Annotated in this window: 12 protein-coding genes; 2 read left to right on the plus strand and 10 right to left on the minus strand. The window is 67.7% G+C overall.

Annotation, left to right across the window (positions count from 1 at the left end; translation table 11 throughout):
* Window positions 1-35: 35 nt before the first annotated feature.
* Window positions 36-707 carry an ABC transporter ATP-binding protein gene (locus ABDJ85_RS18190; RefSeq protein WP_347706223.1) on the minus strand — a complete coding sequence of 224 codons (672 nt, stop codon included), beginning with the start codon at window positions 705-707 and terminating at the stop codon, window positions 36-38.
* On the opposite strand from ABDJ85_RS18190, the gene ABDJ85_RS18195 reads away from it, so the two are divergent.
* Window positions 706-1,371: an arylesterase gene (locus ABDJ85_RS18195; protein WP_430765568.1), complete on the plus strand. Its 666-nt coding sequence runs from the start codon at window positions 706-708 to the stop codon at window positions 1,369-1,371. The two genes, ABDJ85_RS18190 and ABDJ85_RS18195, sit on opposite strands and share 2 nt — an antisense overlap.
* A 10-nt stretch (window positions 1,372-1,381) precedes the next feature.
* Here the strand turns inward: ABDJ85_RS18195 and ABDJ85_RS18200 are convergent, their stop codons facing one another.
* The 5 genes from ABDJ85_RS18200 to def form a co-directional block, all read right to left on the minus strand.
* Window positions 1,382-3,655 (minus strand): DUF6600 domain-containing protein, encoded by a 2,274-nt coding sequence (locus ABDJ85_RS18200; protein ID WP_347706225.1) that lies wholly within the window; start codon window positions 3,653-3,655, stop codon window positions 1,382-1,384.
* Window positions 3,656-3,723: 68 nt separating this feature from the next.
* Window positions 3,724-6,012: a glycoside hydrolase family 3 N-terminal domain-containing protein gene (locus ABDJ85_RS18205; RefSeq protein ID WP_347706226.1), complete on the minus strand. Its 2,289-nt coding sequence runs from the start codon at window positions 6,010-6,012 to the stop codon at window positions 3,724-3,726.
* Window positions 6,013-6,242: 230 nt separating this feature from the next.
* A complete protein-coding gene (locus tag ABDJ85_RS18210) occupies window positions 6,243-6,881 on the minus strand; it encodes an RpiB/LacA/LacB family sugar-phosphate isomerase (protein WP_347706227.1) in 639 nt (212 codons plus the stop codon).
* A 372-nt stretch (window positions 6,882-7,253) separates the two neighbouring features.
* Window positions 7,254-7,841: a PEP-CTERM sorting domain-containing protein gene (locus ABDJ85_RS18215; protein WP_347706228.1), complete on the minus strand. Its 588-nt coding sequence runs from the start codon at window positions 7,839-7,841 to the stop codon at window positions 7,254-7,256.
* Window positions 7,842-8,028: 187 nt separating this feature from the next.
* Entirely contained in the window at window positions 8,029-8,568 is a 540-nt protein-coding gene (gene def, locus ABDJ85_RS18220; RefSeq protein WP_347706229.1) for a peptide deformylase, read from the minus strand.
* A 79-nt stretch (window positions 8,569-8,647) separates the two neighbouring features.
* Here def and ABDJ85_RS18225 point away from each other — a divergent pair, with 79 nt between their 5' ends.
* On the plus strand, window positions 8,648-9,640 hold the full coding sequence (locus ABDJ85_RS18225; RefSeq protein ID WP_347706230.1) for an MBL fold metallo-hydrolase: 993 nt from the start codon (window positions 8,648-8,650) through the stop codon (window positions 9,638-9,640).
* Window positions 9,641-9,743: 103 nt separating this feature from the next.
* Here ABDJ85_RS18225 and ntrC read toward each other — a convergent pair whose 3' ends face one another.
* From ntrC to glnA, 4 genes are all read right to left on the minus strand, one after another.
* Window positions 9,744-11,291, minus strand: a complete 1,548-nt coding sequence (gene ntrC / locus ABDJ85_RS18230; RefSeq protein WP_347706231.1) for a nitrogen regulation protein NR(I) — start codon at window positions 11,289-11,291, stop codon at window positions 9,744-9,746.
* Window positions 11,291-12,388 (minus strand): nitrogen regulation protein NR(II), encoded by a 1,098-nt coding sequence (gene glnL, locus ABDJ85_RS18235; protein WP_347706232.1) that lies wholly within the window; start codon window positions 12,386-12,388, stop codon window positions 11,291-11,293. Before glnL ends, ntrC begins: the two co-directional genes overlap by 1 nt.
* A gap of 26 nt (window positions 12,389-12,414) precedes the next feature.
* Entirely contained in the window at window positions 12,415-12,906 is a 492-nt protein-coding gene (locus ABDJ85_RS18240; RefSeq protein WP_347706233.1) for a hypothetical protein, read from the minus strand.
* A gap of 93 nt (window positions 12,907-12,999) precedes the next feature.
* Window positions 13,000-14,415 carry a type I glutamate--ammonia ligase gene (gene glnA, locus ABDJ85_RS18245; protein ID WP_347706234.1) on the minus strand — a complete coding sequence of 472 codons (1,416 nt, stop codon included), beginning with the start codon at window positions 14,413-14,415 and terminating at the stop codon, window positions 13,000-13,002.
* Between the last annotated feature and the right edge of the window lie 50 nt (window positions 14,416-14,465).

A 14,465-nucleotide genomic window follows, 5' to 3' on the forward strand; every position in this document is an offset into this window, starting at 1 on the left:
CCGATCAACCAACCCGCCCACCGCCCCAACAAAACTCAAGCCACCAACCGCCCCGCCTCAATCCTCAACTGCCGCTCACACCGCGCCGCGATCTCTCGGTCGTGGGTGACGAGCACCAGCGTCGTGCCGGCCTCACGGTTGAGTTCAAACATCAGCTCCATCACCGCCGCGCCGGTCGCAAAGTCGAGGCTGCCGGTGGGTTCGTCGGCCAATAGCAAAGCGGGCCGCTGCACAAAGGCCCTGGCCAGCGCCACGCGTTGCTGCTCACCGCCCGAGAGCACGCGCGGGTAGTGGCCGAGGCGCTCGGCCAGCCCCACGCGGGCCAACATGGCCTTGGCTTGGGCGGCGGCGTCGGGCACACCGCGCAGCTCCAGCGGCAGCATCACGTTCTCCAGCGCCGTCAGGTGCGCCAGCAGCTGGAAGCTCTGGAACACAAAGCCCAGTTCGCGGGCTCGCAGCGCGGCGCGGCCGTCTTCGTCGAGGCTGAAGAGATCCTGGCCCCGCAAGCGCACCGTGCCGCCCGAGGGTGTGTCCAGGCCCGCGAGCAAGGCCAGCAAGGTGCTCTTGCCCGAGCCCGAGGCGCCGACGATGGCGACCGACTCATGCGCCCGAAGCTGAAAGCTCAGCGCATGCAGAATCGTCAGCTCGCCGGTGGCGTCCTGGACGCGCTTGGTGAGCTGATCGACTTCGACGAGGACTTCGGACATGGTGTGGCGCGCGTGGCGGGTGACGAGACGACAGGGGCTGGCGCACTGTAGCTTTGGGCTGCTGGCATTGCTTTCGTCAGGGCTCACGCTCGCGCAGGGCATCAACCGGCAGCAGATCGTCGTGGTGGGCGACAGCCTCTCGGCCGAGTACGGCCTGGCCGCGGGCACCGGCTGGGTGGCCCTGCTGCAGGACAAGCTCAAGGCCCAGAAGCTGCCGCACCAGGTGCGCAATGCCAGCATCAGTGGCGACACCACTGCCGGCGGGCGCAGCCGCCTGCCCGCCCTGCTGCGCGACGTGAAGCCGGGCATCGTGATCATCGAACTAGGTGGCAACGATGCGCTGCGCGGCCTGCCGCTCAAGAGCACGCGCGAGAACCTGCTGGCGATGACCGAGGCCGCCCAAGCCACGGGCGCCAAGGTGCTGATCGTGGGCATGCAGGTGCCGCCCAACTATGGCCCCAGCTATGGCCGCGAGTTTGCTGGCCTGTTTGCCGAGGTGGCGCAGGCGCGCAAGGCGGCCCTGGTGCCCTTTTTGCTGGCCGGCGTGGCGGACCGGGCGGATGCGATGGAGTGGTTCCAGCCCGACCGTATCCACCCGCTGGCCAAAGCCCACCCGGTGATGCTGGAGACGGTGTGGCAGGGGCTCAAACCCCTGCTCAAGTAGCCAGCGCCGCTCAGCGCTCTTGCATGCGCTCGCGCTCCTTGTCGCCGCGCATGCCGCCGTTGCGGCGGGTGGCGCCTTCATCGTTGCGACGCTCGGGCTGGGCCTGAGGCTGCGGCATGGGGCGTGGTGGCTCAAAGCCGCGCTGCGTGGACTGGGGCGGCATCTGGGTCGGCATCTGCGTCTGCATTTGGGGCTGCGGCTGTTGAGGCCGCTGGAAGCCGCCAAGACCCGGCTGCTGACCTTGGCCGCCTGAGCCCCAGGCCTCGCGGCGGGCTTGCTCGTCGCGTTGGCGTTGTTGCTGCTGTTGCAACTGCTGTTGCTGGCGCTGCAACTCGTCGAGCTGCTGTCGCTGCTGTTGGTCGCGCTGCATCTGTTCGCGCTGGAACTGCTCACGCTGCATCTGCTCGCGTTGCCGGGCCTGCTGCTCGGCCTGCTGGCGCTGCTCTTCGGCGGCGCGCTGCTGCTGGATCTGCATCGGCGCCGGCGACATCTGCGTGTGTGGCACCTGCTGCTGTTGTTGCTGCTGTTGCTCACGCTGCCGCTGCTCCCACTGCTGGCGGCGCAAGGCCTCCTCGCCGCCGACGGGCAAGCCTGGGTTCTGAGCTTGGGCCGGCGGCTGCGCTTGCATTTGCGGCGCGCTGGTCACCGGCTGCCCGGTGGCAGGGTTGAATGGCGCGGCCGGGGCGCGTGGCACGCGGCGTTCGGGCTCGGCGCCCTGGCCCATGCCGATGCCTTGGGGAACCTGCGGCTGGCCGGCTTGGGGCAGGGGCTGTGGGCGGGTGGGCCCGGGCGGGTTGAAACCATCGCGATCGGGGCCGCGCTCGCGGCGGGGGCGGCCGCCGTCGCTGCGCCATCCGATGTCAGGGCCCGGTTCACGCATCGCGCCCGCCGGCTGAGGCTGTGCCGGGCGCGGGGGCAGCATGGCGCTGAACTCACCACGCGAGGGCGCGCCGGGCAGCGGCTTGGCGCCGCGCCAGCCATCATCCTGGCCGCGCGGCAGGGGCTCGAAGCCGTGGCCGACGCCGGGGCGCGGCACCACGCTGACGGCGGCCGGCTGCTCGCGGTAGAGGTGCGGGCGGCCGGGGGGGATGGGGTCACGCGCGGCGCGCCAGTCGGGGCGGTCGTTCACCCGGTATTCGTAGCGGGGGCTGTGGCGGTAGGTCGGCACATAGACCTCACGCGGCGCCAGCGGGTACCAACCGACGCGCGGCGGCGCCGCGCGGCTGCCCAGCGTGATGCTGACGCTGACGCCGCCCGTGCCCACCCAGCCCACCAGGGCGGGCGCGTAGACCGGGCGGTGCACGTAGCTGCCCGGCGCCCAGCACCAACGCCCACCCCAGATGACCCAGCGTCCGTAGTGGAAGGGCGCAAAGCCCCAGGGCGCGTCGTCCACCCAAGTCCAGCCCCAGTGGCGGGTCCAGGCCCAGTGGCCAAAGCGGTAGGGCGCCCAGTTGGGGACGACGACGCTCGGGATCCACACCGTGCCCCACTCGGGCGCGGTCTCCCAGCGGCCGTGGCGGTCGAGGTCTTCGGCGCCGGTCATCTCGGGCGAGACGTAGCGGGCCACCTGCCAGTCGCCCTCGGCGCGGCTCTCAGCGAGCACCCAGTCGCTGAAGGCGTCAGCGTAGAGGCGCGAGCGCTCGGCGCGCGGGCCGCCGGGCCACCAGAACTCGACCTGCTCCCCCTCGGCCAGCCACAAGGGCGTAGCCTCCGCGGCACGTTGCCAATCAAAGCGCAGGCGCCCCTGGAAGGCATAAGCCTTGGTGCCGCGATCGAGTTGCTCGACGCGGTAGAGGCCCGCGGTTTCAGCGCCCAGCGTGCCTTCGCGGGTGCGCAGCCGCGTCTCCTGCACCGCCTCGGTGGTGCGCAGGCGCAGGGCCACGTCGCCGCGCTCGATGCTGATGAGGGTGCGATCTTCGTCGAGCTGGGTCAGTTCGACATCGCTGCGCTCATCGATCCAGAGGCTGGTGGAGCCGACGCGCACGGACACACGGGCGCGCTCGTCGGTGCGCAGGCGGTCGCCCTCGCCGACGGTCTGGTTGCGCACCAGGCGCTGCCATTCGCGGGTGTCGGCGTCGAAGAGCCAGGCATCGCCCAGCACCGCCGCAACACGGCCCGCGCGCGTGGGTGGGTCCTTGGGCTCGTCCGCCTGCGCGCGGCCGGCCTGGCCGAGCGCCATCAGGAGACTGAAGGCCACAGCGCGCCACATGGCGCGCGTGAGTGTGACGTTTCGGGTGGCGCTACCGGTACTGCGGTGGGCAACGGAAGGGGTGACGGTCGTCATGGCTCAAGGCCTCCTTGCGAGGCCTCAACGTGCTAGAGCGACCGCCGGTGGACCCGGATTACAAAAATCTACCCTTGCACGGTCAGCACGGCGGACTTGAGCTGCTCGCTGTCCGGCCCGGCGTAGATGGTGAAGGTGCCGGGCTCAACCACCCACTTCATCGCCACGTTGTAGAAGGCCAGATCCGCCGGCTTGAGCGTGAAGCTCACCTGCTGGCTCTCGCCCGGCTGGAGGTGGATGCGCTTGAAGTGCTTGAGCTCCTTCACGGGGCGGGTGACGCTGGCGAAGTCGTCGCGCACATAAAGCTGCACAACCTCGTCGCCCGCGCGGCTGCCGACGTTCTTGACCGTGACGCTCACCGCCACCGAGTCGTTCACGCCGATGCTGGCCTTGGCGAGCACGGGCTCAGAGATCTCGAACTTGGTGTAGCTGAGCCCGTAGCCGAAGGGATACAGAGGCTTCACGCTGCCCGCCAGGTAGCCGCGGCGTGCACTGGGCTTGTGGTTGTAGAACACCGGCAGTTGGCCGACCGAGCGCGGGATGCTGACGGGCAGCTTCCCGCCCGGATTGGCGCGGCCGAAGAGCAGGTCAGCGGCGGCGTGGCCGGTCTCCTGGCCGAGGTACCAGCCCTCGACGATGGCGTTGGCCTGGGCGTCCAGGAAGTTGATGCTGAGCGGCCGGCCATTGAGCAGGAAGACCACGGTGGGCTTCTTGAGCGCAAAGATGGCGGCGGCCAGTTCGTTCTGCTCGCCCATCAGCTCCAGGGAGTCGCGGTCGCCGAGGTGGGCGTCGGCCCAGGCCTCGCGGCTGGTCTGCTCGTTGTCGCCCAGCACCATGACGATGTGGTCGGCGTGCTTGGCGCGCTCCACAGCCTCGCGGATGTGCTGGCGGTTGACCTCGGGGTCGATGAAGTTGACGGCATCCTGGCCCCAGATGCGCTCCTTGGTGATGCCCACGCCGACGGCATAGTCCACCTCGAAGCCCGCTTGCTTGCCCTCGGCGCGCAGGCCGTCGAGCACAGAGACGACATGGGTGGGGATGTCGGAGTAGCCGCCGATGGGCGTGTCCACCGCGTGGGTGCCCAGCACCAAGAGGCGCTTGATCTTCTTGGCCTCCAGCGGCAGCACGCCGTCGTTCTTGAGCAGCACGGCCGAGCGCGTGGCGGCGCGGCGCGAGAGGGCGATGGACGCGGGCGTGGCGAAGAGTGCGTCGGCGGCAGCCTCCTCCACATACGGGTTCTCGAAGAGCCCCGCCTCGAACTTGAAGCTCAGCACGCGGCGCACGGCCTCGTCGATCAGGGCCTCGGGCACGGCGCCTTCGCGCACCAGGGCAGGCAGCTCTTTGTAGGTCTCGGGGTCGGGGGTCTCGACGTCCACACCGGCCAGCAGCGCGCGGATGGCGGCCTCGCGGTTGTCAGCGGCCAGGCGGTGGCGGGTGATGAGCTCGCGGTTGCCGAAGTAGTCGGACACCGTCAGGCCCTGGTAGCCCCACTCCTTGCGCAGGATGTCGCGCAGCAGCCAGACGCTGGCGTGCGAGGGTTGCCCGTCGATCTCGTTGTACGACGGCATGATGGCGCCGACGCCGGTCTCTTCGATGATGCGCTTGAAGGGCGGGAAGAAGGCTTCCCGCAACACGCGCTCGCTGACCTGGGCGGGGCCGATGTTGGTGCCGCTCTCGGGCTGGCCGTGGCCGGTCATGTGCTTGAGCGTGGCCAGCACCTTGCCGTTGGCCAGCGGCAAGCCGCGACCCTGCAGACCCAGCACGGCCGCCTTGCCGATCTCGGTGCTGAGGTGGGGGTCTTCGCCAAAGGTTTCTTCGATGCGGCCCCAGCGCGGGTCACGCGCCACGTCCACCACCGGCGCGAGCGCCAGTTGGGTGCCGGCGGCGCGCATCTCCAAGGCCGCGACGCTGAACACGGCTTCCACCAGTTCGGGGTCGAAGCTGGAGGCCAGGCCGATGGCCTGCGGGAAGCTGGTGGCGCCGCGCGCCACGTAGCCGTGCAAGGCCTCTTCGTGCATCAGCATCGGGATGCCGAGCCGGGTCTTTTCCATCGCCCACTTTTGCGCGGCGTTCACATAGCGCGCGGTCTCGCTCGCGGTGCGGTTGACGATGGTGCCGCTGTTGCCGGCCACCTGGGCCGCGCCACCCAACTGGCGGTCAGACGGCCGGGCGATCATGCCCATGCCGTGCGGGCAGGACTCGCTGGCCTTGACAGGGTCGAACTCGCCGTCCGGCGTCTGGATCTTGGGCTTGGTCTGCCAGAGGCACAGCATCTGCGCCACTTTTTCTTCCAGCGTCATCAGCGACAGCAGATGCTCGACGCGCGCGGCCACGGGGGCAGCTGGGTCCTTGTACATGCGTTTCTCTCCAGGATTCGGGCTGTTGGCGAGCGCGCCACGCACCACGGAACAGGCACCAAGCAGGCCAACAAAGCCGCGCCGGCGGATACGGGGGGTGGATCGGTCAGACATTTTGGGCGCGAAGCTTAGAGCATCGCGCGCGACCTGGCGCCAAGGCCCCCACGCAAAACCGCCCGCCGCGCCAACAAAGGCGGGGCGGGCGGCAGCCCGAGCAGAGCCGAAGCCGGTCAGGCCAGCAGCGTCTTCAGGTAGGCGCTGATCTCGGCGTCCTGGCTGTTGGCAAAGAACAGCTCCTGGAACTTCTCGCCCGCGCAGGCGGCCTTCAGCAGGTCCTGATCCACACTCTTGAGCACCTCGATCATCGGGCGGCAGCTGGCGCCCTTCAGGTCCTTCAGGATGCCGCGGTTCTTGGCCATGATGGCCGCGCGCTCCTTGGGGTAGCCCACGCCACGCTCATGCTCGAAGAGCTTGCGGTAGCAGTCCTGCAGGTTCAGCTCGGCCGCCCAGCCAAAGCCCTTGGCATAGGGCATGGACAGGCAGTTGCCGTCGTTGATCTGGCCGAAGAGGAAGGCGTCGGTCGGGTCGATCACCAGGCCGCAGAACACGCCCGGCATCGAGTTGCAGGCCAACATCGAGCCCATGCCCGTGCCGCAGCCCGTGACGACAAAGTCCGCCGCCTTGGCGTTGAGCAGGATGCCGGCCAGCAGGCCGTTCATCACATAGGTCAGCGAGGCCTTGTCCTCGGGCGCGTACATGCCGTAGTGGTGGACCGAATGGCCCAGCGGCTCGGCCACAGCCTTGAGCGCAGAGTGGACGATCTCAGACTTGGCGGCCTGGCTGTTTTCGATGATGAGGGCGATCTTCATGGTGGGTGGGGGCTGCACAAAACCGGCCGTGCGCACAGCACAAGGCCACAGTCAAAAAGGGGCGCCAAAGGATCAGCCAGCAGGGCCAAGGCAGGCGCAACAGGGGCCGAAGCGCGCACCTGCTCCAGTCGGCATGGACTGGCTCAGCGGCCCGGCCGGCTACGGCAGGCTCACAGGCCGCCGCAGCGCGTGACCGCCATTGTGCCGGAATTGGAACGTCGTTTCATCAAGAAGAACTAGGTACCCGTGAGCGCCGGACCGCCTGCGTTGCGGATGGGCTGCCGCCAGCGTGAGCTGGTTCCAGTCTGCTTAAACACCCATGAAAAAGGCCTCGACTCCAAAGAGTCGAGGCCCGGTTGAAAGCGCGCGGCTTTAAGCGGCGGACTGTCGGCGGCGGATTGCCAGCAGGAGGCCACCACAGAGCAGCAGAACCGCCGTCTCGGGCTCAGGTACGGCGCTGACTTCCAACGACAGGGTGTAGGGCAACACAAAGGCGCCTGGCTCAACCGCAACCTGGCCGAACACGGTCAAGCTGTACACACCCGGGCCGAGCGGCCGATCCAGCAGATTGGGACTGACGCCATTGATGGGGATGAACACGTTGACTGTCGGCGCCCAAGATTCGTCCGTCAGGTAGAAGTTGGCGCTGAAGCCTTTCGGCCCGACGGTACCGACGCTACTGAGGACGAGGCTGCGCAACTGAGTGCCCGCCTGAACGGTCAACAGAAAACTGTCTTGGGTATCTCCGTCACCAGGAGTGGCGGAATTGCAGCCGCCTGGGGCCAGTATGCAAACGCCGTTCAACGCGCCGGACACCGTGTTAGAGCCCACATCCAGCGCGCCCACCGAAGCGCTGGGATCTAAGGACATGTTGTCGGGCAGGTCGACTGACTCAACGTAGGTCAGCGCATTGGCAACGGTAGTGACGCAGAATAGCGCTGCGCAGATCAGGCGGTTCATCATCATGCTTCCTCCGAGGCGAACTGATATTGGCGTTCGTAAGCAGGAAGGATTGTCACCGCTGTCACCAGCACGGGTCGCCACCCGTTTCCGGGACGGGAAGCCCCTAGCTCAGCGGTGCATCTGGAGAGGCAGGCCGTGCGGAGGCAGGTCCGAGTCGGCACGACGACACCCGAACGCCCTGCCGTCAATCCTCGCCGGCCGCCTCCACCCCGGGAAACAGCACCTCCGTATACCCAAACCGTGTGAAGTCCTTAACCCGCATCGGGTAGAGCACCCCGACGAGGTGGTCGCACTCATGCTGGACGACGCGGGCGTGGAAGCCCTCGGCCTCGACATCGAGGGGCCGGCCTTCGAGGTCGAAGCCGCGGTAGCGGACGCGGTCATCTCGCTCGACAACGCCGCGCAGGCCGGGGACGGACAGGCAGCCCTCCCAGCCCTCGACCCTGCTGCTGCCCGGCAGTACCTCGATGACGGGGTTGATCAGCACGGTGGCGGGCAAGGGCGGTGCCTCGGGGTAACGGGCGTTCTGGCTGAAGCCGAAGATGACGAGTTGCAGATCAACGCCGATTTGCGGTGCGGCGAGGCCAGCGCCGTTCACGGCGGCCATGGTCTCGAACATGTCGGCCACGAGAAGCCGCAGTTCGGGCGTGCCAAACGCGGTGACGGACTGGGCCACGCGCAGCAGGCGGGGGTCGCCCATCTTGAGGATCTCTCGAACGGCCACGGCGCCCTCCTGGGTTGTGCTCGGGTATCGTGCGGGCCATTCTAGGAAGCCCCCTGGCGCGCCACGCGCGCCCTGCCCCATGCCTGATTTCATCGAAGACCTTGGCCACGGCATCTATGCCATCGACACGGGCTTCCAGCGCCCCCGCTTCGATGCGGCCTACCTGATGGTGGAAGCGGGCCGCGCGGCCTTCATCGACACGGGGACCAACTTTGCGGTGCCGCGCCTGCTGGCGGCGCTCGACCACCTAGGCCTGGCGCGCGAGGCGGTGGACTGGGTGATCCCGACGCATGTGCATCTGGACCATGCAGGCGGTGTGGGCCTGCTGATGCAGCAACTGCCGCAAGCACGCGCGCTGGTGCACCCGCGCGGGCTGCGCCACATGGTGGACCCCAAGGCGCTGTGGCTGAGCGCGCTGTCCGTCTATGGCGAGGTGGAGATGGAGCGCAGCTACGGCAAGCTGGTGCCGGTGGCGGCCGATCGGGCGCAGGCCAGCAGCGATGGGCAGGTGATTGAACTGGCCGGCCGTCCCCTGCGGCTGATCGACGCGCCGGGGCACTGCAAGCACCACCATGCGATCTGGGATGCGCGCAGCCAGGGCTGGTTCTGCGGGGACACGTTCGGGCTGTCGTACCGCGAGTTCGACCGCCAGTTGGGGCAAAACAGCCAAGCGTGGATCCTGCCGACGAGCACGCCGGTGCAGTTCGACCCCACCGCGCTGAAGACGACGGTGGCACAGCTGCTGGAGACCGGCCCCACCGCGATGTACCTGACCCACTATGGCCGCGTGGGCCACGATGCGGCCGACGTGCGGCGTCTGGCGGCAGGCATGCTGGCGCTGGTGGACGGGATGACGCAGATCGCGCTGGCGCTGCGTGAATCGCCCGAGCGGCATCGGCTGCTGAAGTCGGAATTGCTGGCGCTCTACCTGGCCGACCTGGTGCAACACCAGGGCCCCTTCGACGCCGACCGCGCCGCCGAATGGCTGGCGATGGACGTCGAACTGAACGCGCAGGGGCTGGAGGTCTGGTTGGGTCAGTCCTCCAAGCCCCTCGTTCAACGAGTACCTTGAACGGTCCCCCGAGGGGACGGCGCGCTGTGCGGCATTGAGCCGCCCGCGCACCAGACGGGCCGGCTTGGGGCGGCCCGGCGCACGGCCCGAGCCGGGGTACCGGTCACACGTCCAGCCCCAGCTCCTGGATCTTGCGCGTGATGGTGTTGCGGCCGATGCCGAGCTTTTGCGCGGCCTCGATGCGGCGGCCCCGGGTGATGTCCAGCGCCGTGATGATGAGCTGAGCCTCGAACTGACGGGTCAGCGCGTCCCAGACCTCGGGGTCGCCGGCCACCAGCAGGCGCCGCGCTTCCTGGGCCATGTCGGAGAGCCAGCCACCTTCGGACAGCGACGAGTTACCGCTGCCATTCCCGCCACCATTCACGGGCACCGCGCTGCGTGCCGGCTGGCCAGGGAAGCCCACGCCAGCCCCCGCCTCGGGGCGGCTTGGGTCCAGCGATACAGGCGCCGCCAGTGCACCGGAGGCGAGTAGCGACGCGCCACCTCCCAGGCTCGCGGAGCTGTCCTGCACTTCGGTCGGCAGGTCCTTGGGCTCGACGGTCTGGCTCGGGGCCATGACGCTGAGCCAGTGGCAGATGTTCTCCAGCTGCCGCACGTTGCCGGGGAAGTCGAACTGCGTGAGCTTGGCCAGCGCAGCTTCGGAAAGCCGCTTGGGCTCGACACCGAGCTGGGTGGCGCTGCGCTGCAGGAAGTGGCGTGCGAGGCCGGGGATGTCTTCACGGCGCTCGCGCAGCGGGGGCAGGCGCAGGCGGATGACGTTGAGGCGGTGGAACAAGTCCTCGCGGAAGGCGCCTTGCCGCACGCGGTCTTCAAGGTTCTGGTGGGTGGCGGCGATGACGCGCACATTGCTGCGCAGCGGGCTGTGGCCGCCGACGCGGTAGTACTGTCCGTCTGACAGCACGCGCAGCAATCGCGTCTGCAGCTCGAAGGGCATGTCGCCGATTTCGTCGAGGAAGAGCGTGCCGCCGTCGGCCTGCTCAAAGCGCCCGCGCCGCGAGGTCTGCGCGCCGGTGAAGGCGCCGCGCTCATGGCCGAAGAGTTCACTCTCCAGCAGGTCGCGCGGAATGGCGGCCGTGTTGATGGCCACGAAGGGGCCTTCGGCGCGCGGCGAGTGCTTGTGCAGTGCGCGGGCGACGAGCTCCTTGCCCGAGCCGCTCTCGCCGGTGATGAGCACGGTGACGTGGCTCTGCGAGAGGCGGCCGATGGCACGGAAGACGTCCTGCATGGCCGGGGCCTGGCCCAGCATCTCGGGCACCTCGGCGGCGGCCTCCTGCTCGGACGCTTCGCGTTGGCTTTCCTCCTGCGCACGGCGGATCAGCTCGACGGCGCGAGGGAGGTCGAAGGGTTTGGGCAGGTATTCAAAGGCACCGCCCTGGAAGGCGGAGACCGCACTGTCCAGGTCGGAGTAGGCCGTCATGATGATGACGGGCAAGCCCGGCAGCCGGGCCTTGACCTTGGCCAGCAGCTCGAGGCCCGAACCACCCGGCATTCGGATGTCGGAGACGAGGACCTGGGGGGTCTCGTCGTCGAGTGCAGCCAGCATGTCGCGGGCGTTGGAAAAGGTCCGCACAGGCAGACCCTCGCGGGCGAGCGCCTTCTCCAACACGAACCGGATGGAGTGGTCGTCGTCAACAACCCAAATCGATTTCATCAGGGCAATGGCAGAGTGATGCGGAAGTCGGTGTGACCTGGTTCACTCTCGACGTCGATCATGCCCTGGTGCTGCTGGGCGATGGTCTGGGCGAGCGTGAGGCCCAATCCTGAACCGCCATCCCGCCCCGACACAAGGGGCAAGAAGATGCGGTCTCGGATATCAGGCGGTATGCCAGGTCCGTTGTCCTCGACATGCAATTCCAATGCCAAGCGCCAGCGCTGCTTGCCGATGGTGATCTGGCGGGCCACGCGCGTGCGGATGACGATCTCGGCATCGCCCCGGGCAATCCGGGGTGCGAGGGCCTGGGCGGCGTTCTGGACGATGTTGAGCACGGCCTGGATCAACTGCTCGCGGTCACCCCGGAAGTCCGGCAGCGAGATGTCGTAGTCGCGCTGGATGGACAGGCCCTTGGGGTGCTCGATCAGGACGAGAGACCGGACCCGCTCACAGACCTCGTGGATGTTCACGTCGCCGATCACCTGGGCCTTGCGGTGCGGGGCCAGCAGGCGGTCCACCAGAGACTGGAGCCGGTCCACCTCGTGGACGATGACCTGGATGTATTCATTCAGCTCGGCCCCGCCGTCGAGGCTTTCAAGTTCGAGCATCAGCAACTGCGCAGCGCCCCGGATGCCGCCCAGCGGGTTCTTGATCTCGTGGGCCAGGTTGCGGGTCAGCTCCTTGGTGGCCTGGACCTGGTCGATGTTGCGCTCATCGCGGTCCTGCCGCGCCTGCTGCGCGCTCTCGATCAGCTCGACGACGAAGCGCTGCGAGCCCGGCCCGTCCATCTGGGAGACAAAGATATGGACCGGGCGCTGCTCGTCCTGCGCCCAGGCGCCCAGGCGCAGCTCGCCATCGAAGCGGCTGCTGGCATAGCGGTTGGCCGAGACGCCATCCAGCGTTTCGGTCAGGCGCAGTGGCTCGGAGAGCATGTCCTGCAATCGGGTGCCGACCAGGGTCTTGCGCGAGACCCGGGTGACGTTCTCGAACGCCATATTGGCGAACAGGCAGGCACCTTCGGCGTCGACGACGACGACCATGGTGGCCAGCAGGTCGAAGCTGGAGAGCTCCTGCTGGAGTGGCGGGATATCAGTCATGGCCAGACAACTGGCCGAAGCCAGACTTAGGGCAGTTTGGAGATTTCGCGCTTGAGGGCCTGCACATCGCCTTCCAGGCGCGTGATGCTGTCCTTGAGGCCGGCCATGCGGTCGAGGTAGCGCTGGTAGTTGCGCTCGTCGCCCCGGCGTTCGCCCTGGCCGTTGTTGAACTCCGCTCGCGCGGCAGACAGGCGGTCCTCGGTGGCACGCAGTTCGGCCTCCAGCAGGCGACGGCGTTCGGTGTCACGGAACTTCTGCTGATTGGCATCGATGCGCGCATCCCCTGGCGACTTGGCATTCGGATCGGCCGGCGCGCCTGACCGTGGGCGCGGCGCCTGCACGACGGTGATGGGCGTGCCCTCGATCGTGCGGCAGCCCTTGTCGGCCGCCTCGCGTGCGGACAGCGCGTCGGTGTAGAGCACCGGCGGCCCCGGGCAACGGTAGACGGTACCCTGGGCATGCACCGCCGATGCCAGCAGCATCAGGGCTGAGATCGCAAGGAAGGGACGGATCAGCATCGGGCGATTGTCGAACAACACGTCGGGCAACAAAAAAGGGGCCGCGCAGGCGGCCCCTTGATCGTGGAGCAGCAGGGATGCTGCCCGCTGCCATCACAGCGCGTAGTACATGTCGAACTCGACCGGGTGCGCAGCCATGCGGAAACGCGTGACCTCTTGCATCTTGAGCTCGATGTAGGCGTCGATGTAGGCATCGGTGAACACACCACCCTTGGTCAGGAAGGCGCGGTCCTTGTCCAGGTAGTCCAGAGCCTGGTCGAGGCTGTGGCAGACGGTCGGGATCTTCGCGTCTTCTTCCGGCGGCAGGTGGTACAGGTCCTTGGTGGCGGCTTCGCCCGGGTGGATCTTGTTCTCCACGCCGTCCAGACCCGCCATCATCAGTGCAGCGAAAGCGAGGTAGGGGTTGGCAGAAGGATCGGGGAAGCGCGCTTCGATACGACGGCCCTTGGGGTTGGCGACGTAAGGAATACGGATCGAGGCCGAGCGGTTCTTGGCCGAGTAGGCCAGCTTCACCGGGGCTTCGAAGCCGGGGACCAGACGCTTGTAGCTGTTGGTGCCGGGGTTGGTGATGGCATTCAGCGCGCGAGCGTGCTTGATGATGCCGCCGATGTAGTACAGCGCGTAGTCGGACAGGCCAGCGTAGCCGTCACCAGCGAACAGGTTCTTGCCGTCCTTCCAGATGGACTGGTGAACGTGCATGCCGCTGCCGTTGTCGCCCACCAGGGGCTTGGGCATGAAGGTCGCGGTCTTGCCGTAGGCGTGGGCGACGTTGGTGATGACGTACTTCTGCAGTTGCAGCCAGTCAGCGCGCTGCACGAGCGAGCTGAACTTGGTGCCGATTTCCATCTGGCCAGCGTTCGCCACTTCGTGGTGATGCACTTCGACCGGGATGCCCATCTGTTCGAGGATCAGGCACATCTCCGAGCGCAGGTCCTGGCCGCTATCGACCGGGGGCACGGGGAAGTAGCCGCCCTTGACGGTGGGACGGTAGCCGCTGTTGCCGTGCTCGTATTCCTTGGAGGAATTCCAGGCACCTTCTTCCGACTCGATCTTGAAGAAGGAGCCGGACATGTCATTGCCCCAGCGGACGCTGTCGAACACGAAGAACTCGGGCTCGGGACCGAAGAAGGCGGTGTCGCCCAGGCCGCTGCTCTTGAGGTAGGCCTCAGCGCGCTTGGCCAGCGAGCGGGGATCGCGCTCGTAGGGCTTGCCATCGGTCGGGTCGATGACGTCGCAGGTCAGGATCAGGGTGGGCTCTTCGAAGAAGGGGTCCACATTGGCGGTGCTGGGATCCGGCATGAGCAGCATGTCGGACGCCTCGATGCCCTTCCAGCCGGCGATCGACGAACCGTCGAACGCGTGGCCGGAGACGAACTTGTCTTCGTCGAAGTGCGAGACCGGCACGGACACGTGCTGTTCCTTGCCCCGGGTATCGGTGAAGCGGAAGTCAACGAACTTGACCTCGTTGTCCTTCACCATCTGCATCACATCAGCGACGGTCTTGGCCATCAAATGCTCCTCGCGAGAAAACGCTGTGGTTGGGTTGGATTGATCGGGCA

The organism is Roseateles paludis (genome assembly GCF_039872745.1).
GTDB classification, from domain to species: Bacteria; Pseudomonadota; Gammaproteobacteria; order Burkholderiales; family Burkholderiaceae_C; genus Pelomonas; species Pelomonas paludis.

Bases quoted from the DNA above. Each gene is read 5' to 3' on its own strand.
- ntrC (WP_347706231.1), bottom strand. From the start codon at position 11,291: ATGAAATCGATTTGGGTTGTTGACGACGACCACTCCATCCGGTTCGTG.
- glnA (WP_347706234.1), bottom strand. From the start codon at position 14,415: ATGGCCAAGACCGTCGCTGATGTGATGCAGATGGTGAAGGACAACGAG.
- ABDJ85_RS18210 (WP_347706227.1), bottom strand. From the start codon at position 6,881: ATGAAGATCGCCCTCATCATCGAAAACAGCCAGGCCGCCAAGTCTGAG.
- ABDJ85_RS18215 (WP_347706228.1), bottom strand. From the start codon at position 7,841: ATGAACCGCCTGATCTGCGCAGCGCTATTCTGCGTCACTACCGTTGCC.
- ABDJ85_RS18200 (WP_347706225.1), bottom strand. From the start codon at position 3,655: ATGACGACCGTCACCCCTTCCGTTGCCCACCGCAGTACCGGTAGCGCC.
- ABDJ85_RS18225 (WP_347706230.1), top strand. From the start codon at position 8,648: ATGCCTGATTTCATCGAAGACCTTGGCCACGGCATCTATGCCATCGAC.
- ABDJ85_RS18205 (WP_347706226.1), bottom strand. From the start codon at position 6,012: ATGTACAAGGACCCAGCTGCCCCCGTGGCCGCGCGCGTCGAGCATCTG.
- ABDJ85_RS18240 (WP_347706233.1), bottom strand. From the start codon at position 12,906: ATGCTGATCCGTCCCTTCCTTGCGATCTCAGCCCTGATGCTGCTGGCA.
- glnL (WP_347706232.1), bottom strand. From the start codon at position 12,388: ATGACTGATATCCCGCCACTCCAGCAGGAGCTCTCCAGCTTCGACCTG.
- ABDJ85_RS18190 (WP_347706223.1), bottom strand. From the start codon at position 707: ATGTCCGAAGTCCTCGTCGAAGTCGATCAGCTCACCAAGCGCGTCCAG.
- ABDJ85_RS18195 (WP_430765568.1), top strand. From the start codon at position 706: ATGGTGTGGCGCGCGTGGCGGGTGACGAGACGACAGGGGCTGGCGCAC.